Raw genomic sequence first — 26,546 nt, forward strand, 5'->3', positions numbered from 1 at the left:
TATGAAGTTAAAAGCCAAAAATACCAAGGAAAAATAAAACTCTCAAAATTGGTATTAGTTATTCCACTCAATTCACCTAATTTACCCATCACCTATACTTCTATGAACCTCGAAAATAAAATTCTGTTAATCACTGGAATTGATGAATTTATCGGGTTGCGTGCAGCCGAATTAGCTATAGCCCAAGGAATGAAAGTTCGGGGATTACAAAGTTCTGCTGATGTGAATAAAACAGCACAAAATTTGGGTATTGAGATAATTGTTGGTAAAATTACTGATGCTAAGATTGCCCAAAAAGCTTGTCAAGGTGTAGATATTGTTTTACATAATGCTGAAATTGTTCAAGAAGCTGGCGCAATTAAAGAATTTCGTGAGGTAAATGTTGGCGGTACGGTCAATATGGCTAAAGCTGCTAAAAATGCTGGTGTTAAAAGTTTTATCCATCTTTCTAGTGTGATGGTTTATGGCTTTAATTATGCAGATGGCGTTACAGAATCTGGGACTCTCTCTGGTGAGAATAATCCCTACTGTCAGACAAAAATAGAAGCCGAAACCGAACTTTTACCACTGAATTCTCCCCCTGATTTTGGTGTGATTATTATTCGGGCTGGAGATGTTTATGGCCCAGGGAGTAATTCTTGGGTAGTTCGACCAATATCGATGATGCGCCAAAAATTATTTGCTTATGCGAATGATGGTAAAGGCGTGATGAATCATGTATATGTAGATAATTTGATTGATGCAATTTTTCTAGCAATTCAAAAAGAAACATACGGGGAAATTTTTAACATTACCGACGGTCAAGAAACTTCCTGGAAAGAGTATTTTCTGCGTTTAGCCGCAATGGAAGGTTTAGCTGCGCCAATGTCTTTACCCAAAGATGAAATGAAATTATTTCTCAAACTTCGCGCCCAAGGACAAAAACTTTTTCGCAAAAAAGCTGATATCTTGCCAGAGTCTGTAGATTTTATGAGTCGTCCTCACGCCTATTCCATTGCCAAAGCACAAAACCTGTTAGATTATAAACCAAAAATTGACTTAGAAGATGGTTTACGACTCACACAAGAATGGATCAAAAAAGCTGATATCTAAAAGCTAGTAATAGCAATTACTAAACTGCTAGTTACTATAGGACTCATATTTGATTTATGAAATACACGTAGGGTGTGTTATCCAGGAGAGTACGGCACCAAGACCACAGAAGACGGTGCGTTAGGCTAAAGCCATAACACACCCTACATATACTTAGATTTTTTCAATAATCAAATCGGATTCCTATATATTATCTGTGTGCATCTTTGGTCAAATAAATCTGACGGTACTTGATTGAAATAGGAATCGCTATAAATAGCTGAAGATTTTACTGACCATTATTTTATATGAGCAAAAATCAGCCGAAAGTAAGTATCGGATTGCCTGTATATAACGGCGAGAGATTTATTAAATCAGCCCTCGATGCCCTTTTAGCTCAGACCTTTGAAGATTTTGAGTTAATCATCTCAGATAATGCTTCGACTGATAATACTGAAGAAATTTGTCGAGCTTATGCTGCTCAAGACAAACGTATTCGTTACTACCGCAATGATACTAATCTCGGTTGTTCGCGTAACTTCAATCGTGTCTTGGAATTGTCTGTAGGCGAATACTTTAAATGGGCAGCTTATGATGATTTACACGCCCCAGATTTTATCATGAAATGTGTGGCGGTACTTGACAATAAACCCACAGTGGTATTGTGCCATTCTCATGTATCTTTGATTGATGAAAACGGCGATTTTATTCAAAACTACAATATTCAACTCAACACCGATTCACAACACCCCCACAAGCGTTTTCACGAGTTGCTTACTAAGCATCTCTGCTATCAGTGTTATGGTGTAATTCGTGCTAGCGCTCTCAGAAAAGTACCACCTATGGGTAGTTATGGTACTGCGGATGGAATTTTATTATTAAGAATTGGTTTACTTGGTGAATTTTATGAAATTCCCGAATATCTATTCTTTGCTAGAAGCCATTCGGAACAATCATTGAGTATGTTCTTTCCTAATCATCATTTATTGACGAAAGAAAAATCTCAATTTACTTCTAGTATTTTACCTGATTTTTATGCCTATACGGTTTGGTTTGACTCAGCCAAAAAAGGAAAGTTATTATTTCCACATTGGAGAATACTGTGGGAATATATGCTTTCTGTATGGCTGTTTAAACTGAGCTTTTATCAGCGCATACGTTGCCATATAAGTATTTATCAGCAGTTGCAAGGGTCTGAATATCTGTTGCTTAAAGATTTACTAAAGGCGGCGCAAATAATATTATGGCAACGTTGGCGACCTTCTTCTATCAAAAAAACAACATTTCTGCCCTTGAAGGAATTGCTGTGACAGTTTATTTCAAAGTAAAACACTTGTTGAAATTAGCAAAATATGTGGAAAATTAGTCATTTTACTCGTGTACTACTAGTTAGTTTATTGAGCATTAGCTTGGGGAGAACAGTGAACGCTAAGGCGAGTACCACACTAACAGTTGTCGTTGATGGTATCAAGAACCAAAAGGGTGAGGTTTGCATGGGAGTTTACTCTAGTTCTCAGGGTTTTCCTATGAGTACTAATGATGTCATTAAAAGCGCGTGTGTGCAGCCGACAGGGAGTACTTTAACTCATGAATTCTCTGGTTTGCAGCCGGGAAATTATGCAGTTGCGATAGTCGATGATCAGAATGGCGATCGCCAACTTAATAAAGACTTTTTCGGCATACCTCAAGAAGGTTTTGGTATTTCCAGAAATCCCACTGTGTCAATAGCAACTGGTACACCAAGCTTTTATGATGCCAGTTTTATACTGATGCCAAATCAAAATACCACAATGATCATTTTGATGAAATATTCCCTTGATTCTTAAAAGTAGGGAATAGGGAGAAGAGGAACGGGGGCAGGGGAGAAGAGGAAAATGGGCAGGAGGCAGAGATAAATGCATTTTGTTTCAAATTCCCCCTTGCTCCCTGCTCCGGTGCTCCCCTGCTTCTTCTGGGGATTGGGGATGGGGGATTGATCGCGACTCGCTATTACACAAGGCAAATTTGCCGGAGACTATATATGAAAGAGTTGACGATATTCATTACTCAGTCTCTGCTGGGTTGGCTGGCTATTCAAATGTGTTTAGCACTGGTTTTTCTACTATACCTGCGATTACACCAAGAAAATTTGTTAACCGATGAGGAGTTACCGAAAACGGCGGTGATTCTTTGCTTACGCGGAGCCGATCCGTTTTTGCCTAACTGTATAGAGGCGCTGTTAAATCAGGATTATCCAGAGTATGATTTAAAGCTGATTGTTGATAGTCCACAAGATCCAGCTTGGCAAATTGTCAATGACACTATTAACGAACAAGGAGCCAGCAACGTCCAAGTCAGCCCTCTGAGGATTATACGACACAACTGTAGTCTCAAATGCAGTTCCTTATTGCAAGCTGTTTCAGAATTAGATGATTCTTATCAGGCGATCGCTTTAGTTGATGCTGATACCATTGTCCATCCTAATTGGTTACGTGAATTAGTTAGTCCTCTAGCTGATCCAAAAGTAGGAGCGACAACGGGAAACCGTTGGTTTGTACCCACAGGTCACTATTGGGGTTCCTTAGTGCGATACATAGGTAATGTGTCTACTGTTGTGCAAATGTACTTGTTCCAAGTTCCTTGGGGTGGGACTTTGGCGATCAAAACAGACGTGCTGCGCCAAACCGGTCTGGTTGATAAATGGGGAGAAGCTCTTGGCGAAGATTATATGATCCACAACATCCTCAAACAACATGGGATGCGGGTGAAGCTTGTACCTTCTCTAATTATGCTCAATCGGGAAGAGTGCGATTTACTTGGCTTAATAGAATCTCTCAAGCGCGTTATCTTCTATTCTCGGCTTTATCATCCCCGTTGGTTAGCTATCATTGGTGATGCGGTTTCTAGTATTCTATTTCCTTGTGTGGCAATATTATTGTTGCTCTTCGCGTTGTTAGATGCACAATGGGATTTAGCAGTTGTATTGTTTTCCACATATTGCATTTATACTGTGGGATTACTCTTAGTAACCCTCATTTTAGAGTTAGGGGTAAGCCCAGTGATTCGCTCTCATGGTCAACCCATGACAAAATTATCAATGGAGATAGTAGGCAAAATATTAATTGCTATTCCCCTCACACAGTGGATATATGGGTTAGCTTTGTTATCTTCTCTTTGGATGTCAACTGTTAAATGGCGCGGTATTGTTTATCGTGTGCAAAATCCTGGGAGTGTCCGATTGGTAGAATATCATCCTTATGATTTATTGGATCAACCTATTGATGGCAAAATTTCTCTTTGAGGTTGATTGACAATTACCAATTATTATGCAAACTAGCACTTTTTTCTGGGTGCATTCGGAATTATTTAGCTTATTCTCTACAGTTTATCACTGTTTGTTGATAATCACGAATTATTTGTCCACAGATGAACCCGGATGTTTTCTCGGCTCTGGATGTCAAAATTTAAGTGGGTTGTATAGTTTATCAATTCCAAGTTTCCTGGAAGATTCCTTGAGTTAAATATATTCTTTATCAGTATTTAGATAAACCTGTTTCACAAAATACTTTTTGAATTGCTCATGCAGGTTACAAATAGGTATCAGCATAAAAACATCAATTTTTTGATGAAACAAAATACACAAATTCATTAAATTTATGAACAAGCAACCGCTTCGCATTGCCCTATTTACAGGTTTGTATGCTCCTTTTTTAACGGGTGTTTCAGTTGCAGTACACCAACGGGTTCGCTGGTTATTAGAACAGGGGCATGAAGTCTTTCTTGTTCACCCAGAAATCAACGACCAGTATCCTAAAAATGTCGGTAGCCGTCCTATGCCAGGATTGGAAGAATTACAGTGTTTTCCTAAGTTCTCTGCTTATGCTTTCCCCACAAAACCATTAATTTTTTACAAGTCTTTACCGCAACCATTACATTATCGCCATTGGAGTGATACCAAGTTATTAGAAAAATTTCAACCCGATATTGTGGTAGTGGAAGAAGCACCACAAATGCGAGGTTTCTATTCAATGTTTTTGCAAGGTTATGGTCGCCCCATTGGAGTTGAATATGCTCAAAAAACGGGAACTCCAATTATTTCTATTTTCCACACTGATATTGTTGCCTATATCCAATACTATTTGGGCAATCATGTTTTCAATTTGATGCGCCCAATTATTCCCTTTTTAGTGAAGCAGTCCACTGAGGTTTATGACCGTAATTTATTTCCTTCCAAAGCACAACTATCGAAGTACAATGAACTGAATTGTCAACGGGGTGAATATGTTCCTTATCAAGGAATTGATTGTGAAAAATTTCATCCCAGAAATATCATTCATAACCCAATTCCCGACGATAATAGACCAACTATCTTGTTTGTGGGACGCATTACGGCGGAAAAAAATGTCACCCAACTGATAGATATGTTTCCCCTGATTGCTGCCAAAATTCCTGATGTTCATTTGGTAATTATTGGTAGTGGTCCTTTAGATGAAGAACTGCGTCGGGAGTCCCAAAAGTTTGAAGGTATTACTATGTGGGGTGAGTCTCACGGTACAGAACTTTTGGGTTGGTTTGCTCGTGCAGATATATTTGTCAACCCCTCTGCAACTGAAAACTTCTGCACTACAAATAACGAAGCGCTGGCTTCTGGAACTCCTGTGGTGGCTGTGGTTGCACCTTCAACTTTTGAGCAGGTTTTTCCTGGTCGTAACGGCTTTTTAGCTGAACCCAATAATCCCCAAGATTTTGCTGATAAGGTAGTAGCAATTCTCGAAAATTCTCAACTTAAAGAAGAAATATCTCAACAGGCTCGTCCTTCTATACTTAAATATGATTGGTCGGCTTGTACAGAAAAGTTTGAAGAAAAGCTTTATGAATTAGTTCAAAATGTTGAAAAATTAGAGCCAACAACTGCTTGAACCTGGAACCCCACCCTGCCGGTGTACACACAAGTCCAAAACCCTTTCATTTAGGTAGGGTGTGTTATGGACGTTAGTCCTAACGCACCGCAAATTTGGGATGGTGCGTTGCGCTGCGCGACAACACACCCTACAAAAAAAGGATTTTGAGAATTTAATCATTTGTGTGTACACGGTAGCCCCGCAAGCGAGGAGGGATTTAAAAAACAGCAGTATGAAGTACAGATTTATCTGTGCTAAACTCACTTACAAACTGCTGTAAATATCTACCCCATTAGCTGGGCTGAAATCATGACAAATTGGGGAAGCGCTAAAGTTTAGGTGGTGAGGCTTTCTCAATTTGCTGAGTGAAGTATGTTTCTTGATGTTGGAGTTGTTGAGCAAGTTCTAATCCTTTTTGAAAGGCTGTGAGTGCTTGGGGATATTCTTGGCGTTCTAGATACAATTGCCCAATTTGGTCGTAAGCTTGCATCATGCCATAATAATTGACGGCTTGCTGTTGTGTCTCCATGAGAAGTTGGCTAGTTTGCAAAGCTTCATCGATTTGTCCTTGGGTTCGATATAGGGAAATTAACTTTTGTAAAGCTTCACCAGCGCGAACATACTGGCGCGATCGCACAGCCATCATATAAGCTTCTTGATAGTTATTAAATGCTTGTGTGAGTAAACTGGAATTTTCCTGTGCTAGGGATTCATAATTAGCACCAATGGCTAGTTTCAATTCTGGTATTTTAGCCAGATTATTTTCCTGTTGGTAAATTTCTGCGAGTCTTTTCAGCACGTCTACTGCTGGTTGGGCTTGTTTTGTCTGCTGGTATATATAACGTAGCTCTTGCAGGTATGCTAACTCATTAGTGCTATCGCTCTGGGTAGCAGTTAAATTCAATAATTTCTCATAGGTGGCGGCTGCTTGAGGGTAATCAAACCAACTCAAATGCAGTTCGCCCATTGTTTTCAGCGTTTGCAATATGGCTGCGGCATCTTGTTTTTCTTGGACTGCTGCTAAAATTTGCTGATAAACTTCTAAAGCCAGTTTAGGCGATCGCACTTTTTGATATGCTTCACCAAGCGATCGCATTAATTCTAAATCAACAGTCTTTTGTTTTTGTGCTTGCTTTTGTGCTTGCTTTTGAATAGTTTGCAATCGTTCTGTAATATATCTTACCTGCTCCCCAGCATTTTCATTCCAGGCGATCGCACCAAAACGCGATAATGCTTCCACTTGAGCCAATGAACCCAAATAGCGCCGTAAGCGTACTTCCCGGTTCCAAATCGCAAACGCTGCTTCCTGCTCACCTGCTTTAAATTTGGCTCTAGCTTCCTGATTCAACTCATCCAACGCCCTCTGCAAGTTTTGCAATTCTGGGAGAGTTAACTGCTGCTGATCAATTCTAGGCGGTAAAAGTGGATCAGGTGTGGTAATTTCTAGCGGATTACGAGGAAATTTATCCGCCTGTTTGGGCTTTTTACTCTCTGCTAGCGCTAACGAACTGTTAAGCTGACAAAGGATACCGACACTAAGAATAATACATAAACGCCTGAGCATGGGTACTTTACCTAAAATTGGGAATAGAGCATAGGGTATGATCACCATACCCCAAGATTTTAACTGTCAACTTCTGTGACGCACCAAAAATAGATAATTCTCCCCACTCCCCAGAAGAAGCAGGGGAGCAGGGAGCAGGGAGCAAGGGGGAATTTGAAACAAAATGCATTTATCTCTGCCTCCTGCCCATTTTCCTCTTCTCCCTACTCCCCACTCCCAAGCTTTACAATATACAGAATAAATTTCAATGTAATCATTCTATGGATATTACAACCTTAGCTCGCTGGATGGCGGCTGATTTTAGTAATCAAGCACAAGCTTTTGAAAACCCACCTTTTTTTGCTCATATTCGCGTGTGTATGCGTCCTCTACCTGTAGAGGTGTTATCAGGAATCAGTTTGTTTGTGGAACAAGCTTATGATTATATGCTGAATGATCCTTATCGGGTGCGGGTTTTGCAATTGGTGAATGCAGGGAATCGCATTGAAATTGTCAACTATACTGTGAAGCAAGAAGAAAACTTTTATGGTGCATCTCGTAACCTGGAACGCCTGAAAACTTTAACAGGCGATCGCTTAGAAAAGCTACCAGGATGTAACATGACTGTAGAGTGGGCTGGTAACAGCTTCAAAGGTAAAGTGGAACCTGGTAAAGGTTGTATCGTGTTTCGGAAAGGACAAAAAACCTATTTAGATAGTGAATTTGAGATTAGCGAAGAAAGATTTATCAGCCTTGACAGAGGACGTGATTTAGAAACCAATGAACATATTTGGGGTTCTGTCGCTGGACCATTTCACTTTGTGCGTCGCCACAGTTTTGCTGATGAAGTGATAACTCTGACAGAAGTATAGATAATTTAGGATACTTTAGCCGCTAACTCCAATGGGTGAAAATAAGGAACTCGTTCCACCGAAGTTTCCCACATCCCATTGGGGTATAGTTTCAATAAGCGAAATCCCGGATATTTAGAATCAATAATCAAAGTGGGACTTTTTGAGCGAAACTGAAGTCCAGTTGAAGGAGTGCTGAGGTATTCCACTTGGTGACGCTGGCGTTGAAATTCCTGATGAATATGACCAAATAAAACTAATTTAACTTGGGGATGGCGATCGAGAACAGCAAAAAATTCTTGGGGATTTTTCAGAGTCGTGCTATCTAACCACGCAGAATTTACGGGAAAAGGCGGATGATGTAGAGCGACTAAAGTCGGATAATTACCCAAAAATTTTAATTCAGAGTCCAGCCAATCGAGAGTTTTACCCGAAAGATGACCATGTAAACAACCAGGAACCGAAGAATCAAGTAAGATAAAATTCCAGCCACCACGCACAAAAGACTTGCGTCGGGAAACCATCCCCATATTTAGGATATCTTCCATTGCGATCGCGCAGTCATGATTTCCAGGTAACCAGTAAGCAGGTATTTGTAGTGGATTCAGGAGAGTTTGGAGATTATCATAAGATTGAGGATTACCATCACCAGACAAATCTCCCGTTAGCAGTAGTAAATCAACCTCAGATTTTAGCTCCTTCAATCTATCTACAACAGCCTGGAAAGACTGTATAGTAGGCATTCCCAGCATTTTATGATTTTCCGAAGCAAACAGATGTGTATCTGTGATCTGAGCAATTGATATAGGAGATACTTGATTCATTTTCACTGTTTGCTATATGTGCAACTTAACATCTGATTCTTTTCCGTAAAAGTAGCTGACCAAAGTCAAACAATTTTAGATTTTAGATTTTAGATTTTAGATTTGGGATTGACTCCCCAGTCATCATAGAGCTAAAAAGCATAAATAAACATCCAATTTCTTTAAATCTCCGAATTTTCATCTATCTTAAGAGTGAAATTGTATTTTTTTTTGTATTTTACGTCACCCATCTGGGGCAAAAATTCATCAATTCCTCACACTATCCCCACAAATCTTCATTTAGCGCTGCCATCTCCTCGGATGTTAAAATGCCATTAACCACTAAATTCGCTGAGGTGCGGCAAAATTTCCTCAGACGTAGGGTGTAAATTTAGATAAAATATGCTATTATAAGTAATCGTAAGTGCGGCGACATAGCCAAGTGGTAAGGCAGAGGTCTGCAAAACCTTTATGCGGCGGTTCAAATCCGCCTGTCGCCTTCAGGGTTTCAGCGATTTTATTTCCCTAGATTCTCTTGAAACCCACAATCCAGGACTCAATCCAGGACTCAAAAAGAATCCCCAGGTGGTTACTTGCTGCCTAGTGGTTGTCTATCCTGCCTGACTATGGTAGAATAGACAAAGAAAAAGCCCCGGCGCTAACCAGGGCTAAAATGTTATTCTTGATTTCTTAACTATTACTTAATAATCCAGGTAGCTCGATCACTATCCATCGGCTCCCTACCCACTCCCTGAGAATCATACCGCTTGGTAAACTCAGGGAGTTCTGCTGATGTTATTTAAATAAACCCATACTCAGCCAGAATCGCTTAAACCTTATTGGGTGTTTTTCTAGCTTTCCGTAACTTTGGTTTCAGTCTCTTCCAGTTGCCCCAGGTTAACCTAGTTCTCTCCAGATTCCTCAGTTATCATCATGCTGTTACTTGCTGCCTGGGTATAGGACAACAAGATTCCTGAGCATTTCAGATAGAACTGTTCTTCCCTCGATGTCACTCATACTTGCATTTTGTAGTTCTTGTCTTTTCTTTTTTTTACATTTAAGATCCAAAAGGAATAAACATTACACGGGAGAGATATGAAGGGTTTTTTAAACGCTATTGGTTGTTTTGCATTTCTCTGCCTAATAGGATCTATTATCAGCCCTATTCCTTTTGCCACTTATGTTTTTTGGATTTCTTTAGTGGTAATGTTTATATCAGTTGGACTAATGGACAAGTTCTGATAGCTGACCATTATTTTATCTACACTGATGTCTTAGTCGCCTATAATGCTTAAGGTGTACAGAAGCGCTATGGCATTTAAGGTAAATCTAGGTTATGAGTTTACCCTAGATGCTGAAGCTGTTACCCTGTAAGACTTGCAAGCATTGATAGCCTAGTTGTGTTAAGCATATCAAAATACCCTAGATTGCCAAGGCACATCAGGAGGTTACTTGCTGTACAGTGTCCCCTCAGAATCTTTTTGTACAGATATTGGTATGCTAGGCTACCCAAGCCCTCAGCATTCTTTTCTCTCTATGTACCCTCTGAATCTTTTTTTTTACATAACGAAGTAGCCTGATAAACCCACAACTTACTTAGCCACCCCAGCCACCTCTATGCACAGCAAGGGTTTGAGGCGGCTATTACACGTTTTCCGTATTACGTGTACCAAACCCCTATAAAATATGCCCCTCCAGAATCGCCTAGAAGGGCATCGAAATCATTTGCCTATATGTTTGTACCTACAACTCAGGCAGTTCTAGAGGCGCAACATTGCCAGCATAATGCTTGAGAATAATAGCCGGACTATTCCCCACCAACTTAGCCACAGTCGAGACGGTCAAACCTTCGCCAAGCATCAGAGTGATGAATGTATGTCTGGTGTTGTACAGGCATCTATAACGCTCCACAGCCCCCGATGCAACCAAGGCAGGCATAATCCCTGTATACGTCTTAGTTCCCTGTTTGCCACCTTGCCATACCTGCTGAGAGAATCGGGTATTACTGATCATCCCACCATTGGGGCTGGTAAATACCGAGTCATCGGGCGACTGATTAGCTTTCCTTAACTCTCTCAAGAGTTCCTTAAGCCTGTTATTGCAAGGGAATCGACGGCTTTTACCCGTCTTAGTGCATTTTCTGACCTTTGTCGCCCCATCGTAACTATCACTGAAAGTTATAACTGAGTAATCCGGTGCGATATGCTTCCACTGTAGAGCGATTGCCTCCCCAGTCCGGCATCCAGTCCAAAATAGAAACTTGATAAATGGTGCATAATGTGGCTTATTGGCTTCAAATGCCCCGATAATCGCATCCATCTCAGACTTACTAAATGGATCAATAGCGTCATCATCAGACTTGGGTAACTTGATATCTGCGGACATCTGCATAAATGGGTTATCCTTAACCAGCCCAGACTTGACAGCCCAGCCAACACAGGCGCTTAAGTAGGTTAAAACTCTCTTAGCTGCATTAGTGGTCAAGTTAGCTAACAGATAATCCCTGATCGCCACAGAATCATCTAGGCTGTGGCTTGGCAGTGACTTGATGTGGTTCCTATACTTCCTAGAATAATCCTTGATGTAGGTAGTCTCAGCCAACTGTGGTTTCATGTATTCAGTGTACCTATCCCACAGTGTTAGCAGGTTAAATCTAGGCTCTACAGGCTTTCTCGGCTCTACTACGACTAGATGCCTATTCTTAAAACTGGCTAACTTTTCCTTATATTTGGCTAAGGTCGGATCTAGCTGTTCTGTGAGTATATCTTCCTCAATCCAGTTAGCCACACCTGAGACACGCTTAACATTAATCTCAGTGGCATCTAAACCCGAATAGATATAAACCTGCTTACCACCTGCTACTGACCTGGGAAGCCTTAACCTCAGCTTGCCTTCTTTATCATCAATATTCACTGCCATCTTGGGTTTTTTCTGTGCGCCCATCTCTACCTGAGTCCTCTTAACCTTTGCTCTACTTTAGAGTAATCAATCCAGGACTCAAAGTCAAGGACTCAGAAAAGATTTCTAGGCTAGGCAAGGCTTTTGGCTAGTAAAAACGGTAGCTGTAGCTCTGCAAAACCTCCATCCCCCGGTTCAAATCCGGGTGTCGCCTTTAAGGAAATATAAGAATTACAGGGCTTTCAAGCCCTTTTTTTGGGAGTGAAAGGGCGTGTTTTCAGAAGCTCGTCAACTCATTAGCCGCAGGGTAAGTATTTTTTGACATCATCATTGATAATTATAGATTCTTCACCATCTGTCTAAAAATCGGTAGGAGCAAAACCTTGTACTGACTCAAATACAGCAAAATCAATACCTTTGGAACATTCGTTACATCCGTGGGTTGACGCAAAGAAAACCAATCTAGGAAATAACTAGGATTGGAAGTATTAAGTTATATTTCGCCAGCAGTATCCATTACGTTCCATGCACAGTCTATTTATTGGCATTGGTGACTTCACCTTTTGTATGTGACTGTCAGTCCGTAGACCAATAGTCACATTTTGCATTTAAATCTGAATATGGAAAAAAAATTCTTGCTCAATTTGGCCAATGTTTACGAAATGCTCGAAAAAAGAAAGGTTTATCTCAGGAGAAACTTGCCGAATTAGCTAATTTAGACAGGACTTATATAAGCCTTCTAGAGCGTGGGAAAAGAAATCCTTCTCTTGTATGTATAACTTCTTTATGCAAAGCATTAGATATTAGTCTGTCTGAACTTTTTCAAACAATGGATATTAATTAAATTGGAATAAAATGAAATCGAATAAAGATAAGTTTCAAAATAATTTTAAAGATGATAAATCTTATACTAATTGGATACATCATATAGAAGAATTTTTTTCAAAAAATGACTTAGATATAAATTGGATTGAAAATTTTGAAATATTTTGTCTTCGATATAATTTAAATATAAAACATCTAAAAGCTATTCTTAATGATCCCAAAGTAATTCCTATGATTCGCGGTAAATCTTTTGAGTTTACCGCTAAAGACTATGTTTCAACTATTTTATCAGAGAAATATTATGTAACTAATCCTCGATTAAATGCTCAAACAGGTTTAAATGATATAGATGTATCTATTATTAACCAATCAAATGGTAAAAAATATTCAGTTGAATGTAAATTAGCTAAAAAAGGTAGTTTTAGATTAAATAGAGGTAAGAACCCATATATAGAAGTTAAATGTATGAGATCCAGAACTTTAGGGGAAAATGCAGCTTTACAAAGGTCTAAATTAACAGGAATACCTTTTGAAGCACTAATGGTTCATAATGATCAATATATTGCCAAAGACTTTGACTTAGTTATAACATCTATTGCCAATGCTTTTTTTCAAACTGACACGGATGGTTTATTTTATTGGTTTCCACCCCCAGAGGCTCAATTGTTTTTAGAAAAGCTTGGTATAAGTAATCAAAATGATGCTTTTTCAAAAATGTACGTTGCTAAAAGTAAACATCTAGCAGCTAATCAAATAAATCAGGTAAAATGTACGCGTCAAAAATGCAAGGATTTAAATTGTTCTTTTATCCCCAACTATCCAAAAATCTATTTTGATAATTTTACGGGACAACCTTTAGATCCTTGGGTTTCTATGGATAATATAGAGTCTTTACTTGATTAAAAATAAAAACTATATCTTAGCAACATCAAATAGATTCATCTGAACACAATTAGTACTTTGGTATTTTGGTTTATTAAATTGAAGTGGTTCTACTCCAATTATTGATTCAACATCATAATTAGCAATAAATATTTCTTTTCCTTTATATCTTCCACTTTGATAACCATTTTCAAGTTTGCGGCCATTTTTTTGATCATCTGTACGGCTAATAGTATAGTTCCATTCTCTATCCTGTTTCGAGACGCACCAATTGTACATTTCTCTAATTTCAGGACTATTATCATAAGTAATCAAAAATTGAAACCTATGCTGGTGTTTTTTTAACAATTGGCAAAGCCTTTCATGATCTTCTTGAGTAAAATAACAAGTATAAAATTTATTTTGGTCAGCGTTAAAATAGGGAGGATCTATAAATAAAAAATAACCATTGGGGAGTTGATTTATTAAAATTTCAAAATCCAAATTATATACTTCTATATTTTGTAATCTTTCTGAGGTTGTTCTTAGATGAAATGCCCAATTTTCAGGCCTCATAGAATACTTATCACCATATCCCCAATAACAATTTTGATGTTTCATTATCCCCGAATAAGAAGTTCTATTTAAATAAAACCAGCGCATTGCTCTTTCTAAATCATTAGAAGGCTTAAATTCATTTTTATAGTAGGAATGTAACTCTTTCTTAGCAGGGATACCTTCTAACAGCAATATAAGCTTATTTACATTGTCCCTAATCTGAATATAACAATTAACTAATTCTTCATCTTTATCATTTAAAATATTAAATTTCACATTATTTTTTGCAAAAAATATAGATGAACCCCCTGCAAAAGGTTCGCAATATTTATCATGTTCAGGGATACATTTTAGAATAAGTTTACGAGCATAAAACTTCCCACCTGGATAACGAAAAGGGGAATTGGTTATTTTTTTATTTTGCTTTGACATTGTTTGCTATAAAGCTATTATCAGCCATGATTTATTTTATATCAGGTTGCATAAATTTTTTATTCTAAATATTCAATTGCTTCATCTGAAAATGAATAACTACTCACTTTTCAGACTCTTCAGCAATTTTACGAATTATTTCTTTAAATCTAGCAAAAACAACTTCGCCATCAGTTACTTGACCTTTAGCCATTTCTTCAGTTCCTACAGCAATTTTTTGGCGTAATTCATCAATTTGCTGTTCTTGATGCACTAGGGAATTTCCCACTTGCAAGCTGTGCTTGAATAAATTGCTGTATTTCTGGCTCAAGAGTAATATTCATAACCTTATACTACCGCAAATAAAAAAACTTTGCTTTCTTCTTTGCGCCTTTGCGCCTACCCTTCGGGAACGCCTAACGGCGAATGCGCGAAACAAATCCATATTTTCCCTTGCTCTGTGCGCCATAGGAGAGGACTTCAGTCCTGACTACAAGGTTTTTAGTTTGCTGTGTAACCTCAGATTAATCTATTCTGTCACAATATGAAGAAAGATTAAGATAAGCGGTGTGCAGGAAAATATGACAATGTTCAGTCAGATTAATGGGGTGTTGGTCAATACTGGTTTGCCGTTTGCTGCTTGGGGAGTCTTTTCGCTGCTGCTGGCTGAAGTTTTAAGAGACGTTTATCATGTTTTGTGTCACCAGGTCAAATGGCTCGCTAAATGGCACAATAAGCATCATCAGGTATATCGTCGGGATTTATCCATAGTCTCTGTGCAAGCTTACCAAGATTCTCAGCTTTATCACGATGTGTTTGAGTCCATTTTACTGGTTGCGGCTTTAACCATCATGGCTTTAGTTGTTCAGCAAATGGGGTTATGGCTGGGAGTAATTTATGGCTGTACCTTCTTATATGGTGCATCTGTGCGATATATCTCCGGTAAAATCGATACAGATTACAATCACTTACCCGGTCCTTTACAGATAATTCCCTCTGTGTGGTGGGTAAATCGCACTTACCATTGGCGACATCATTTTGATGATGTCAATGCTTACTATAGTGGTGTATTTCCTCTCGTGGATAAAATACTTGGTACCGGTTTATCACTCAAAGGTAAAACCGTCGGTTTAACTGGCGCGTCAGGTTCTCTCGGTCAAGCATTGGCGGCAGAACTGCTCAAGCATAATGCTAAAGTGGTAGCCTTAACTACTAACCCCGAAAAATTAGCACCGCAGACTAATTTTAAAGTGCTTTCCTGGGAGTTAGGAAATGAGGCTCAACTGAAAGACAGTTTAGAGAAAATCGATATTTTGATTATTAATCATGGTATCAATGTCTATAATAGCCGCACACCGCAAGCGATCGCATCTTCCTATGAGGTGAATACTTTCTCAGCATTGCGGTTGATGGATATATTTTTAACAACTGTCACCGGACCACAAGCCAAAGCCACCAAAGAAATTTGGGTAAATACTTCTGAAGCTGAGGTTTCCCCGGCTTTAAGTCCCCTTTATGAACTGAGTAAACGCACATTAGGAAATCTTGTCACCCTGAAGCGGTTGGACGGAAATTGTGTAATTCGCAAATTAATTCTCGGACCTTTTAAAAGTCAACTCAACCCTTATGGGGTGATGTCAGCAAAGCAAGTAGCTCGTGGTATTTTGTTTTTAGCACGACGAGATTACCGCAATATTATTGTCACCATAAATCCTCTGACTTATGTGTTCTTTCCGATAAAGGAAGCTAGTACATGGCTGTATTACCGCATTTTTAGTAAAACAGCTAAAAATTAGGCTTTAGAGGGGGTTTAAAAATTCACCGACACCTAACAAAAATTTTTCCTTTTCCCTCTCCTTGTCGGCTACAGTGTACACACATCTTGGTAATCAAGCACAGATACTGAATTTACCCCCCTTAATCCCCCCTTGCAAAGGGGGGAAACCGGAAAATCTAGTTCCCTCCCCTTTACAAGGGGAGGGTTAGGGTGGGGTAATTCGAGGACTGGTAGTAATTCGATCACTTGTATGTACACAGTGGTTTCTTGTAGCAGAGGGTTAGGGAGAAATCAGTATATTTGATTTGGGAAATTATCTGGTATTCCCACCATATCTCTGATATATTAAAAATATCGATTGTTCGATATAAAAAATATGCCAAAAATAGTTGACCATGAGCAATACCGTAAAGAACTTCTGAGCAAGTGCTTTGATTTATTTGCCGAAAAAGGTTACGGTGCGCTCACCATGAGACAAATCGCTGAAAGTTTAAATGTTTCTACTGGTACAGTATATCATTATTTTCCTAGCAAACAGGCTTTGTTTGAGCAATTAGTTGAGGAGATAAGTTTTCAAGATATCAGTTCAGCATTGGCGGAAATGAAAGGAGTGCAAACACTTTCTGAAACAATGACCGCAATGGGGAAGTACTTAGTTAAAAATCAAGATTACTGTATTAATCAAACTTATATCTTGGTTGATTTTTATCAGCATCACGACAAAGAAACCATAGAGAAAAGTCCTGTATTTCAACGTGTAAAGGAAAGGTATCAGCAAGCAGTTTGTGATTTTTTAGGAATTCAAGATCCAGTCTTAGCTTCCTTTGTTTTGAGCTTTATCGATGGGTTGATTTTAGCAAAACTCTGGGGTGATCAAACAATTGATTTTGTTGAACAATTTGCCTTATTAGGTAAAATGCTCACCAGCTATTTAGAAGAAAAATCATAACATAGCTAACCCCTAAATCAGACAAAAATTTAACTTTAATTATTTGTGCCTAAATATCTCCAAAAAATAGTGTGTGTAGTGAGGTAGAAATGACTCAAAATGTGTTGTTTAAAGTTCCCAATCAAAGGTTAATTGTATTAGTAGTAGCTGCTACGGTGATTACAGGTGGAATTGCTTTTTATGGAATTTCTCAGTCTGGTTTAATTAGTCAATCTGCTTCATCTCAACTTGAAGAAACTCCGCCAGTTACACCAAAAATCTCGGCTTTAGGAAGATTAGAACCAGAAACAGAGGTAATTAGTCTGTCTGCACCTTTGGATTTGGATGGCGATCGCATTGCTCAGATTTTAGTCCAAGAGGGCGATACAGTCAAATCTGGTCAGGTGGTGGCAATTTTAGACTCACGCACTCGCCTACAAACGGCTGTACTTCAAGCAGAAAAACAAGTGCAAGTGGCTAAAGCTAAACTGGCTCAAGTTGAAGCAGGAGCAAAAACTGGCGAAATTCAGGCACAGCAAGCAATTATTCAACGCTTACAGGCTCAGTTACAAGGCGATAAAATAGCTCAACAAGAAGCGATCGCTCGTATAGAAGCACAGTCTTTAGGTGAAAGATTAGCACAAGAGGCGACAATTAACAAGCTCTCAGCACAACTGAATAATGCTCAAGCTGAATATGAACGTTATCAGCAACTATCTTCTCAAGGTGCAATTTCTCTTTCTTTATTTGATAGTAAGCGCTTGAGTTTCGACACTGCAAAACAGCAACTTTCACAAGCCCAAGCAGTTCTAAATCAAATTAATTCTACTGCTAGTATAGAATTAGCCCAAGCTCAAGTTACCCTGACTCGAATTAACGCCACTGGGAATAAACAAATTAGTGAAGCCAAAGCCACACTCAACAGTATTGCTGAAATTCGTCCCGTAGATATTGCAGCAGCTAAGAGTGAAGTTGAGAATGCGATCGCCACACTCAAACAAATGCAAATTAATTTAGAGTCTACTTCCATTATAGCACCAATAGCCGGACAAATTCTCAAAATTCACACACGAGTTGGAGAAAAAATTAGTGAAGCGGGAATTGCCGACTTGGCGCAAACTGAACAAATGATTGCAGTTGCACAAGTATATCAAACTGATATTAGTAAAGTTAAGCTGGGACAATCAGCAGTAATTACCAGTCAAGCATTTCCTGGTGAATTGCGCGGAACAGTTTCCCACATTGGTTTACAAGTAAATAGACAAAATGTTTTTAGCAACCAACCAGGAGAAAACTTAGATAGTCGGGTAATTGATGTAAAAATTCGTCTGCATCCTGACGATAGTAAAAAAGTAGCAGGTTTGACTAACTTGCAAGTCCAAACAGCAATTAATTTTTAATAAAGAGGCTATCATGCTAACAGATATACCACCAGATCAATACATCAAAGTCGGTGAAATCAATACTCGTTACTGGACATTAGGAAACAAAGGAAAAACTATTCTTTTGTTTCACGGTGCTGGGGATTCTATAGAATTCTGGTTGTATAACATTAATGTTTTAGCGCAGCATTACCGTGTATATGCTGTTGACATGGTGGGTTCTGGTCGTTCTGATAAACCATCAGCTTCTTATTCATTAACCTACCTAGCGGAATTTATCAAAGATTTCATGGACACCTTAAGCATTGAACGTGCCTCCCTAGTGGGAAACTCAATGGGAGGCGGTGCTGCGATACAATTTGCTTTGATGTTCCCACAGCAAGTAGACAAATTAGTACTTGTAGGCAGTTTTGGGCTGGGTCGAGAAGTTAGATTGGCACTTCGTTTAACTATTTTACCCTTGGTTTTGCGTTTTTTACGTCCTAACCGCCGGAAGTTAATGTCAATGTTAAAAGTATTGTTTTATAACGCGACACTAATTCCTCAAGAGTGGATTGAAATTCGTTATCCAATTTTTGCTCTTCCTCACAGACACAAAGCAATTACCAAATTAGCACGGACAAATTTGAACTTATTGGGTGTGCGGCGTTCAGTTTTTTCGGCAATAGTCAACCAACTGGCTACTATTACAACGCCAGCACTAATTATTTGGGGTAAACAAGACCGTATCTTACCTGTTTCTCATGCTTATATTGCAGCTGAAGGTTTACCCAATAATCGGTTACACATTTTCGATTCTTGTGGTCATTATCCCCAAATTGAATATCCCCAGGAATTCAATTATATAGTTTTAGGATTTTTGGCTGATTGATTTGGGATATGGATTTATGGAGATAATTAAAGGCAGATAAACGCAGATTTAGATATGGTGGGGATGAATTTATTTGCATCTGTTTTTAAAATGATTTTTTCCTAAGTTTTTTATTCAATTTATAGCTTATGTTTTTTAAACAATCTCAGAAGACTCCCCTCGCATGGCGACAGTTAATGAAGGAAAAAACTCGTCTGTTAGTCGCAGTTGCAGGTATTACTTTTGCTGATATGCTGATGTTTATTCAGCTAGGTTTTGAAAGTGCGCTCTTTGATGCTGCTATTCAACCTCACCGCAATTTACAAGCCGATTTGGTGTTAATTAATCCCCAATTTCAAACTCTGTTTTCAGTCAAAAGTTTTTCTAGAGAACGACTATATCAAACATTGGGTTATGAGGGTGTAAAATCAGTAAATTCTGTTTATATTGGGACTGGACAATGGCGAAATCCTCAAACGCGTCTGGATCGTGCTATCTTGGTTTGGGGTATCGATCCGGCACAACCTGCTTTTAAGTTTCCCGAAGTTCAAGAAAATCAAGCTCATCTCAAACAATTGCATCAAGTGCTGTTTGATCAAGCCGGTCGTCCAGAATATGGCGCTGTGGGTGATATCTTCAAAAAAACAGGGAATTTTGACACGGAACTGAATAATAAAGCTATTCGTGTCAGAGGTGTATTTAGTAATGGTGCTTCTTTTGCTGCTGATGGAAATGTGATTACCAGTGATTCTACCTTTTTGCAATTGTTTCCCGAACGCCAAAAAGACCGGGTAGAAGTAGGATTAATTACTCTCAAGCCTGGTGTAAATGCGGAGAAGCTGCGATCGCAACTCGCCGCAGAGTTACCCAATGATGTCAGCGTTTTAACTCCCGAAGAATTTGCTCAAATCGAAAAGAAATATTGGGCTGAAGGTACTGGGATTGGTTTTATTTTCGGTTTAGGTGTAGTGGTGGGGTTTATTGTCGGTATCGTCATTGTCTATCAGATTCTTTACTCTGATGTCTCCGAACATCTCCCAGAATACGCCACTCTCAAGGCAATGGGTTATAGCGATCGCTATTTGTTGGGAGTCTTATTACAAGAGGCTTTATTCTTAGCCGTCTTGGGTTATATCCCGGCATTTTTTCTGTCCTTTGGATTATATCAGCTTACTTACGCTGCCACAATGCTACCCATAACCATGAAGCTAGAAAGAGCAATAACTGTGTTTATTTTAACCGTGATTATGTGTAGTTTTTCTGGTGCGATCGCCATGAGAAAGTTACGCACAGCCGATCCCGCAGATGTTTTCTAATTCCCAATAGATTAAATTTTGGCAATAAGAACCCATGATACAAAACAGTATATCAGGAAATGACCCCTTAAATTTATCTGCCGTGGAACCTGTGATTTCTGTTCACAAAGTCAATCATTACTTTGGCAGTGGGAACCTGCGAAAACAAGTCTTATCTGAGATTAATTTGCAGATTAACGCGGGTGAAATTGTGATTATGACTGGTCCCTCCGGCTCAGGTAAAACCACTCTGTTAACCCTCATGGGTGGTCTACGTTCAGCCCAGGAAGGGAGTTTAAAAATTTTAGGACAAGAAATTTGTGGAGCCAGCAAAGGACAATTAACAAAGCTGCGCCGTCAGATTGGTTATATTTTCCAAGCACATAACCTGATGACTTTTTTGACAGCTAAAGATAATGTCAGAATGTCCATAGAATTGCATGAAGAGTTTTTCGCTGAGGATATCAACGCCAAAGCGATCGCCATGTTGGAAACTGTGGGGTTAGCAGATCATGTGAATTATTATCCAGAAAATCTCTCAGGAGGACAAAAACAACGAGTTGCGATCGCCCGTGCGTTAGTCAGTCATCCTAAAATTGTTTTAGCAGATGAACCCACAGCTGCATTAGACAAAAAATCTGGGCGCGATGTCGTGGAATTAATGCAAAAATTAGCAAAAGAACAAGGTTGTACAATCTTGCTAGTTACCCATGATAACCGGATTCTTGATATTGCTGACCGAATTATATATATGGAAGATGGTCAGTTAAAGACTAAATTAGATGTAGCCACACAAATGCATTAAACTTCAGACATTTCTCCCCTCTCCTTGCTAAGGAGAGGGGTTGGGGGTGAGGTTCCATGATATTGCTGACCGAATTATATATATGGAAGATGGTCAGTTAAAGACTAAATTAGATGTAGCCACACAAATGCATTAAACTTCAGACATTTCTCCCCTCTCCTTACTAAGGAGAGGGGTTGGGGGTGAGGTTCTTGAATTTTAGAGGAGATATATATGACAATTTGGGTAAATGAGCAAATTGATCCTTCTGGGATGATTTATGCCTGTATTGCTTGTTGTAATGAATCGCAAGCCAAAGATTGTCATGAGTCCTTTCAAGGAAACTTGACCGATAGACAAAAGTCAGCCGGTTGGGTAGCACAATTGCGAATAGTTAATTCTTGGGATGAAGTCCCAGTTAATGCTCTGAAACTTAATTAATGAGATATCGGTAAACTTGAGCAAGAGATTATTTCGTCTAGAGAGGTCATACCCTGGAGGTTTTGACCTTGATTTTTTTTTAGCTAGGGTTAAAATTTTTGGCAAATCCCAGTAGTAACGGTAGCTTGATGCCTAAGTAGAGGTTAAAAAAGGATAAAATTTCGGTTAAAAAACCCAGATTTATGCACAATCACTTTCAAGAAACCTCACATATTATAGAAACTTGATGATATTTAGGAAGTTTTAAGAGTTATTATCATACCAAGAGTTCAATGTAAAACTTGCAAATACCGAATTAATATGGTGAACTATTCCCCAGTTTACACTTCGGAGCAAGGCTGTCCTATTAATTTGGTTGGCGAAACAGGACAAGCGGTTCAGATTTCCATTCATTCACCCAGTCAGTATATCTGTGCCAACTGCGAACGGATATTACCAGATTGGAAAAATCAACCTTATTTATGGGTTGTAATTGTTTTACAGCAGTCACGTTATCAACTGATAAAAAGTACGCCAGAAATCGAAATAGAGAAAGAACGCCTGCGGGAAAAGTTTATGCGGTTTGGCTGTTACCTCGCATTTCAATTGCGCGATATCGGCTATCTCACAGACCTGATTGATCCTCGCACTGGCTATCCTTTACTTTCTCATCCGGGAGAAATTCCCCACAATGACACCGCAGTTGTGAAAGCCTTACTCAACTATCGAGTCATTAAAAACAAATGTCGTGTGTTGGTTCATCCTCTCTGGGGTGCAGCAGTTTATCCTAGTATTTTAATATCAGCCGCACCGCCAAGAATTATTGAAACTTTCACCAAAGATATTGCACCTTTACACGGATGGTATTAACAGTCTACAGTCAACAGTTAACAGTTAACAGTGAAACCTGACAATCATCCAGCTTGTTATTTCCCCTTGATCAATGGACGCTATGAAGTCAAGCCGGGAATGATGCCTTTTGGTTGCTGCTTGGGTAATGGTGAAGCTGATCAACAGGTGTTTCAAATCGATGATCATTTTAGCCATTACCACCAGCATAAAATTTTAGCTCGTGGGGAAAGTTTGAGTAAATATTATCAGACTTGCAACTATTCTCAGACTGTAGCAGGTGCGATCGCTTGTTTAATAATAGAACGTCTCACACTCGAACACCCGCAATATTTTGATTGTCAAAAAACAGCCAATACTCTCAAATTCCATAGCAGACTGACTCAAGAAACTCTGTATTTAAATGCAGATTGGCAATTACAGCAAGTCCAAAGTAGTTCAGTTATTCCCCCTTACGTCTCTACGCTCGATGCTTTAGCCGCACAAATCCAAGAAGATATTACAGTAATTTCTCGTACTGGTGATGGTAGTAATTGGTTAAGTGCGGTGCATCTGTGCTATCCTAATCATTGGTCAGCCGAGGTAAAAATTGGTAAAAATTTTGCAGCCATTCATGCACCTGTGGCCGGGATGGAAAAAATCAATCTGCGGGGAGATGCGATTGTAAATACAATGATTGAGCAAAAACCAATGGTGCGTTTTGCTTGGGGTTTGAGTACCGATACCCGTCTGAATCATCACCCTCAACCCCCGCTTGGTGTATCAGTCAATCAATGGCAAGGTAGAAGTTTTGACCCGCAACATCCCCAACTTTACCTGCGAATTGAGAGACAAGTAATTTGGGGACTACCAAAGTATGAAACTGCACTGTTTACGATTCGTACTTATTTTAAAGATTGTGGCGTGCTGAAACAAGACCCAGTGTTACGATCTAAACTGTGTGCAGCAATTGAATCTATGACATCGCCATCACTTATATATAAAGGCTTATTAGAAAGCAAAGCTAGTATTTTACACTGGCTAAAACATTTGGGTTAATTATTTCTCGGTCGTCGCCGTCGTCGAGAACTAATGGGGATAAGAATTTGGTTCAGACTACGCAATTGTTCCGATGTCCCCATGCAAATCAGGGTATCTCCGGGTAATAACACAGTATCACCAGTGGGACCACCAATTAGGTGTCCGTCAGCGCGACGAATGGCAATTACTAATGCTCCTGATTGCGATCGCAACCTGGCTTGTCTTAAAGTGTGTCCTACATAAGGATAAACCGCAGGGTCAAGTAAAAATTCTTCCATATAAAACTGGCGGTCTGTACCGGAGATGAAACCATCTACAAAGTCTAAAACTTGGGGTCTAAGAGCCGCCGCAGCCATGCGCTTTCCACCAGTAATGTATGGTGAAACTACGGTATCAGCCCCGCCACGCTGTAACTTTTTTACAGATTCTTCTGTACTAGCTCGTGCGATCGCTCTAATTCCTGGATTCAGTGTTTTTGCTGTTAAGACTGTATATAAATTTTCGGCATCTGAAGGCAATGCAGCCACAATACAAATCGCTCGTTCTACACCAACTTTGATTAGCGTTTCATCCAGAGTTACATCACCTTGGTATGTTATGTAGTTTTGTGCTTGTGCATCTTCTACAGATTCGAGATTTGCATCAATTACCACAAAAGGTACGCCCTCCGCCTGAAATTCCTTGGCAATTTGACGACCAGTGCGACTAAATCCACAGATAATGTAATGTTTTGTCAGTGATTCCATTAGCCTTCTCTGTTGCCGTAGTCTCATTCCTTCTTGAAAGTAGCCTTGAATCACGGCTTCTGTAAATCTGTTCACCATGTAACCAATAGTGACTACACCCAACAGAATTAAGGCAATTGTAAATAATCTTCCTCGGCTACTCAATGGGTTTGTTTCACCAAAGCCCACGGTGGTTAAGGTGATGACTGTCATGTAAGCCGCTTCTTCCCATGACCAACCTTCCACGAACTTGTACCACAAAGTACCGGTCAGGAAAACACCACCGAGGGAAATCGCCCCCACCATCAATTCTTTTTGCAGTCGTCGGTATTTTTGCTCAAGTGTGGAATACAAAATTTACTCACTGTTACGATTTTTTGGCAAGATATTTAACCGTTAGCTTCTCAAAAAGTATCAGATTTAATAAATAAAATGTAATTTTTATAAATATCTAGCAAACTAGTAAGTGAATATTAAAATTAAAGACTTATCAGGAGGCGCGATCGTGAGCATAGAAACTCTCATTGAGCAAGCTACCATCCCCCCAACATCAGGTTTTATGTCATATAGCCCTTTTGACGCTAATAGCTTCGATCAAGCCGTCATGTCAACTTATGGCCGGTTTCCCCTAGCTTTAGACCGGGGTGCTGGTTGTCGGGTTTGGGATACACAAGGACGTGAATATCTTGACTTTGTAGCCGGAATAGCCACTTGTACCCTTGGACACGCCCACCCCGCTATCGTGGAAGCGGTAACACGCCAAATCCAGAAGCTGCATCATGTTTCTAATTTGTACTATATTCCCGAACAAGGTGAATTAGCCAAATGGATAGTTGAACATTCCTGTGCAGATCGGGTATTTTTCTGCAATTCTGGCGCTGAGGCTAACGAAGCAGCCATTAAACTGGCGCGGAAATATGCCCACACAGTTTTAGACATTGACAAACCGATTATTTTAACCGCCAATGCTAGTTTCCACGGTCGGACTTTGGCGACAATTACCGCTACCGGACAACCGAAGTATCAAAAATACTTTGACCCCTTAGTACCTGGTTTTGCATATGTTCCTTATAACGATATTAATGCCATAGAGGTAGCAGTTAGTGAATTAGATGAAGGAGATTATCGTGTAGCAGCAATTTTAATTGAACCTTTGCAAGGAGAAGGGGGTGTGCGTCCTGGTGATGTGGCTTACTTCCAAAAGCTGCGGAAAGTTTGTGACGAAACTGGCATTTTGTTGATGTTCGACGAAGTGCAAGTTGGGATGGGACGCAGTGGTAAGTTATGGGGTTATGAACATCTGGGCGTGGAACCGGATATTTTTACCAGTGCGAAAGGTTTGGGCGGTGGTATCCCCATTGGGGCGATGATGAGTAAGAAGTTCTGCGATGTTTTCCAACCAGGAGAACACGCCAGCACTTTTGGCGGTAATCCCTTTGTTTGTGGTGTGGCGCTGGCTGTTTGTCAGACTTTAGAAAAAGAGAATATATTGCAGAATGTGGAAGCACGGGGTATACAGCTAAGAAATGGATTAAATGCGATCGCCGCTAAATATCCTCAGCAAATTTCGGAAGTTCGAGGCTGGGGTTTAATCAATGGTATGGAATTACAAGCAGATGTTCCCTTTACCTCAGTTGATGTTGTGAAGGCTGCTATGGACAAGGGTTTATTGCTAGTACCAGCAGGTCCTCAAGTTGTCCGCTTTGTACCACCATTGATTGTAACTGAAGCGGAGGTTAATTTGGCTTTGGAAGCTGTGGAAGTTGCGATCGCCTCTCTCACAACTTAAGCTATTTCAGCGAGGATAGGTATTCA

Annotated in this window: 24 protein-coding genes and 1 tRNA gene; 19 read left to right on the plus strand and 6 right to left on the minus strand. The window is 39.6% G+C overall.

The window, feature by feature from the left end; genetic code table 11:
- Positions 1-102 precede the first annotated feature (102 nt).
- The 5 genes from NSP_RS20410 (at position 103) to NSP_RS20430 (ending at position 5,969) form a co-directional block, all read left to right on the plus strand.
- Complete coding sequence (locus NSP_RS20410) at positions 103-1,092, plus strand: NAD-dependent epimerase/dehydratase family protein (RefSeq protein ID WP_042202277.1); 990 nt, start codon at positions 103-105, stop codon at positions 1,090-1,092.
- Positions 1,093-1,379: 287 nt separating this feature from the next.
- Complete coding sequence (locus tag NSP_RS20415) at positions 1,380-2,381, plus strand: glycosyltransferase family 2 protein (protein ID WP_017804381.1); 1,002 nt, start codon at positions 1,380-1,382, stop codon at positions 2,379-2,381.
- Positions 2,382-2,423: 42 nt separating this feature from the next.
- The gene (locus tag NSP_RS20420; RefSeq protein ID WP_006198972.1) at positions 2,424-2,897 is read left to right on the plus strand and encodes a DUF2141 domain-containing protein; all 474 of its coding nucleotides are present in this window, start codon (positions 2,424-2,426) and stop codon (positions 2,895-2,897) included.
- 194 nt (positions 2,898-3,091) lie between these two features.
- Positions 3,092-4,351 (plus strand): glycosyltransferase family 2 protein, encoded by a 1,260-nt coding sequence (locus tag NSP_RS20425; RefSeq protein WP_006198971.1) that lies wholly within the window; start codon positions 3,092-3,094, stop codon positions 4,349-4,351.
- 355 nt (positions 4,352-4,706) lie between these two features.
- On the plus strand, positions 4,707-5,969 hold the full coding sequence (locus tag NSP_RS20430; protein ID WP_006198970.1) for a glycosyltransferase: 1,263 nt from the start codon (positions 4,707-4,709) through the stop codon (positions 5,967-5,969).
- A gap of 310 nt (positions 5,970-6,279) precedes the next feature.
- Here the strand turns inward: NSP_RS20430 and NSP_RS20435 are convergent, their stop codons facing one another.
- Positions 6,280-7,515, minus strand: coding sequence for a tetratricopeptide repeat protein (locus NSP_RS20435; RefSeq protein WP_173403358.1), 1,236 nt, complete (start codon positions 7,513-7,515; stop codon positions 6,280-6,282).
- Between the two features lie 260 nt (positions 7,516-7,775).
- Between NSP_RS20435 and NSP_RS20440 the strand changes: the two genes are divergently transcribed.
- The gene (locus NSP_RS20440; protein WP_006198968.1) at positions 7,776-8,366 is read left to right on the plus strand and encodes a chromophore lyase CpcT/CpeT; all 591 of its coding nucleotides are present in this window, start codon (positions 7,776-7,778) and stop codon (positions 8,364-8,366) included.
- A 5-nt stretch (positions 8,367-8,371) separates the two neighbouring features.
- Here NSP_RS20440 and cpdA read toward each other — a convergent pair whose 3' ends face one another.
- A complete protein-coding gene (gene cpdA, locus NSP_RS20445; protein ID WP_006198967.1) occupies positions 8,372-9,169 on the minus strand; it encodes a 3',5'-cyclic-AMP phosphodiesterase in 798 nt (265 codons plus the stop codon).
- 407 nt (positions 9,170-9,576) lie between these two features.
- On the opposite strand from cpdA, the gene NSP_RS20450 reads away from it, so the two are divergent.
- Positions 9,577-9,648: transfer RNA gene (locus NSP_RS20450), tRNA-Cys, on the plus strand.
- Positions 9,649-10,891: 1,243 nt separating this feature from the next.
- Here NSP_RS20450 and NSP_RS20455 read toward each other — a convergent pair.
- Positions 10,892-12,067, minus strand: coding sequence for a site-specific integrase (locus NSP_RS20455; RefSeq protein ID WP_231859497.1), 1,176 nt, complete (start codon positions 12,065-12,067; stop codon positions 10,892-10,894).
- Positions 12,068-12,677: 610 nt separating this feature from the next.
- Between NSP_RS20455 and NSP_RS24555 the strand changes: the two genes are divergently transcribed.
- The gene (locus NSP_RS24555) at positions 12,678-12,890 is read left to right on the plus strand and encodes a helix-turn-helix domain-containing protein (RefSeq protein WP_044482855.1); all 213 of its coding nucleotides are present in this window, start codon (positions 12,678-12,680) and stop codon (positions 12,888-12,890) included.
- 11 nt (positions 12,891-12,901) lie between these two features.
- On the plus strand, positions 12,902-13,774 hold the full coding sequence (locus NSP_RS20465) for a hypothetical protein (protein ID WP_006195222.1): 873 nt from the start codon (positions 12,902-12,904) through the stop codon (positions 13,772-13,774).
- A gap of 9 nt (positions 13,775-13,783) precedes the next feature.
- Here the strand turns inward: NSP_RS20465 and NSP_RS20470 are convergent, their stop codons facing one another.
- Entirely contained in the window at positions 13,784-14,722 is a 939-nt protein-coding gene (locus tag NSP_RS20470; RefSeq protein ID WP_006195221.1) for a DNA adenine methylase, read from the minus strand.
- A gap of 103 nt (positions 14,723-14,825) precedes the next feature.
- Positions 14,826-15,032, minus strand: a complete 207-nt coding sequence (locus NSP_RS20475) for a hypothetical protein (RefSeq protein WP_231859498.1) — start codon at positions 15,030-15,032, stop codon at positions 14,826-14,828.
- Between the two features lie 256 nt (positions 15,033-15,288).
- On the opposite strand from NSP_RS20475, the gene NSP_RS20480 reads away from it, so the two are divergent.
- The 9 genes from NSP_RS20480 (at position 15,289) to NSP_RS20520 (ending at position 24,024) form a co-directional block, all read left to right on the plus strand.
- Entirely contained in the window at positions 15,289-16,497 is a 1,209-nt protein-coding gene (locus tag NSP_RS20480) for a bifunctional sterol desaturase/short chain dehydrogenase (RefSeq protein WP_006195219.1), read from the plus strand.
- 357 nt (positions 16,498-16,854) lie between these two features.
- Entirely contained in the window at positions 16,855-17,427 is a 573-nt protein-coding gene (locus NSP_RS20485; protein WP_006195218.1) for a TetR/AcrR family transcriptional regulator, read from the plus strand.
- An 89-nt stretch (positions 17,428-17,516) separates the two neighbouring features.
- Positions 17,517-18,806 carry an ABC exporter membrane fusion protein gene (locus NSP_RS20490; RefSeq protein ID WP_006195217.1) on the plus strand — a complete coding sequence of 430 codons (1,290 nt, stop codon included), beginning with the start codon at positions 17,517-17,519 and terminating at the stop codon, positions 18,804-18,806.
- Positions 18,807-18,819: 13 nt separating this feature from the next.
- The gene (locus tag NSP_RS20495) at positions 18,820-19,659 is read left to right on the plus strand and encodes an alpha/beta fold hydrolase (protein ID WP_006195215.1); all 840 of its coding nucleotides are present in this window, start codon (positions 18,820-18,822) and stop codon (positions 19,657-19,659) included.
- A 128-nt stretch (positions 19,660-19,787) separates the two neighbouring features.
- Complete coding sequence (devC, locus tag NSP_RS20500; RefSeq protein WP_042201837.1) at positions 19,788-20,954, plus strand: ABC transporter permease DevC; 1,167 nt, start codon at positions 19,788-19,790, stop codon at positions 20,952-20,954.
- Between the two features lie 34 nt (positions 20,955-20,988).
- Entirely contained in the window at positions 20,989-21,738 is a 750-nt protein-coding gene (locus NSP_RS20505; RefSeq protein WP_006195212.1) for a DevA family ABC transporter ATP-binding protein, read from the plus strand.
- A 213-nt stretch (positions 21,739-21,951) separates the two neighbouring features.
- On the plus strand, positions 21,952-22,158 hold the full coding sequence (locus NSP_RS20510; protein ID WP_006195211.1) for a hypothetical protein: 207 nt from the start codon (positions 21,952-21,954) through the stop codon (positions 22,156-22,158).
- Positions 22,159-22,458: 300 nt separating this feature from the next.
- Entirely contained in the window at positions 22,459-23,007 is a 549-nt protein-coding gene (locus NSP_RS20515; RefSeq protein WP_006195210.1) for a methylmalonic aciduria and homocystinuria type D protein, read from the plus strand.
- 30 nt (positions 23,008-23,037) lie between these two features.
- Positions 23,038-24,024, plus strand: a complete 987-nt coding sequence (locus tag NSP_RS20520; RefSeq protein WP_006195208.1) for a heme-dependent oxidative N-demethylase family protein — start codon at positions 23,038-23,040, stop codon at positions 24,022-24,024.
- On the opposite strand, the gene NSP_RS20525 is transcribed toward NSP_RS20520, so the two are convergent.
- Complete coding sequence (locus NSP_RS20525) at positions 24,021-25,085, minus strand: potassium channel family protein (RefSeq protein WP_071839345.1); 1,065 nt, start codon at positions 25,083-25,085, stop codon at positions 24,021-24,023. The two genes, NSP_RS20520 and NSP_RS20525, sit on opposite strands and share 4 nt — an antisense overlap.
- A gap of 151 nt (positions 25,086-25,236) precedes the next feature.
- Here NSP_RS20525 and NSP_RS20530 point away from each other — a divergent pair, with 151 nt between their 5' ends.
- Complete coding sequence (locus NSP_RS20530) at positions 25,237-26,520, plus strand: aspartate aminotransferase family protein (RefSeq protein ID WP_042201841.1); 1,284 nt, start codon at positions 25,237-25,239, stop codon at positions 26,518-26,520.
- The last annotated feature ends 26 nt before the right edge of the window (positions 26,521-26,546 follow it).

Source organism: Nodularia spumigena CCY9414 (genome assembly GCF_000340565.2).
Lineage (GTDB): Bacteria > Cyanobacteriota > Cyanobacteriia > Cyanobacteriales > Nostocaceae > Nodularia > Nodularia spumigena.

Coding starts and splice junctions, on each gene's coding strand:
- NSP_RS20410 (WP_042202277.1), top strand. CDS start 103: ATGAACCTCGAAAATAAAATTCTGTTAATCACTGGAATTGATGAATTT.
- NSP_RS20415 (WP_017804381.1), top strand. CDS start 1,380: ATGAGCAAAAATCAGCCGAAAGTAAGTATCGGATTGCCTGTATATAAC.
- NSP_RS20420 (WP_006198972.1), top strand. CDS start 2,424: ATGTGGAAAATTAGTCATTTTACTCGTGTACTACTAGTTAGTTTATTG.
- NSP_RS20425 (WP_006198971.1), top strand. CDS start 3,092: ATGAAAGAGTTGACGATATTCATTACTCAGTCTCTGCTGGGTTGGCTG.
- NSP_RS20430 (WP_006198970.1), top strand. CDS start 4,707: ATGAACAAGCAACCGCTTCGCATTGCCCTATTTACAGGTTTGTATGCT.
- NSP_RS20435 (WP_173403358.1), bottom strand. CDS start 7,515: ATGCTCAGGCGTTTATGTATTATTCTTAGTGTCGGTATCCTTTGTCAG.
- NSP_RS20440 (WP_006198968.1), top strand. CDS start 7,776: ATGGATATTACAACCTTAGCTCGCTGGATGGCGGCTGATTTTAGTAAT.
- cpdA (WP_006198967.1), bottom strand. CDS start 9,169: ATGAATCAAGTATCTCCTATATCAATTGCTCAGATCACAGATACACAT.
- NSP_RS20455 (WP_231859497.1), bottom strand. CDS start 12,067: ATGGCAGTGAATATTGATGATAAAGAAGGCAAGCTGAGGTTAAGGCTT.
- NSP_RS20465 (WP_006195222.1), top strand. CDS start 12,902: ATGAAATCGAATAAAGATAAGTTTCAAAATAATTTTAAAGATGATAAA.
- NSP_RS20470 (WP_006195221.1), bottom strand. CDS start 14,722: ATGTCAAAGCAAAATAAAAAAATAACCAATTCCCCTTTTCGTTATCCA.
- NSP_RS20480 (WP_006195219.1), top strand. CDS start 15,289: ATGTTCAGTCAGATTAATGGGGTGTTGGTCAATACTGGTTTGCCGTTT.
- NSP_RS20485 (WP_006195218.1), top strand. CDS start 16,855: ATGCCAAAAATAGTTGACCATGAGCAATACCGTAAAGAACTTCTGAGC.
- NSP_RS20490 (WP_006195217.1), top strand. CDS start 17,517: ATGACTCAAAATGTGTTGTTTAAAGTTCCCAATCAAAGGTTAATTGTA.
- NSP_RS20495 (WP_006195215.1), top strand. CDS start 18,820: ATGCTAACAGATATACCACCAGATCAATACATCAAAGTCGGTGAAATC.
- devC (WP_042201837.1), top strand. CDS start 19,788: ATGTTTTTTAAACAATCTCAGAAGACTCCCCTCGCATGGCGACAGTTA.
- NSP_RS20505 (WP_006195212.1), top strand. CDS start 20,989: ATGATACAAAACAGTATATCAGGAAATGACCCCTTAAATTTATCTGCC.
- NSP_RS20510 (WP_006195211.1), top strand. CDS start 21,952: ATGACAATTTGGGTAAATGAGCAAATTGATCCTTCTGGGATGATTTAT.
- NSP_RS20515 (WP_006195210.1), top strand. CDS start 22,459: ATGGTGAACTATTCCCCAGTTTACACTTCGGAGCAAGGCTGTCCTATT.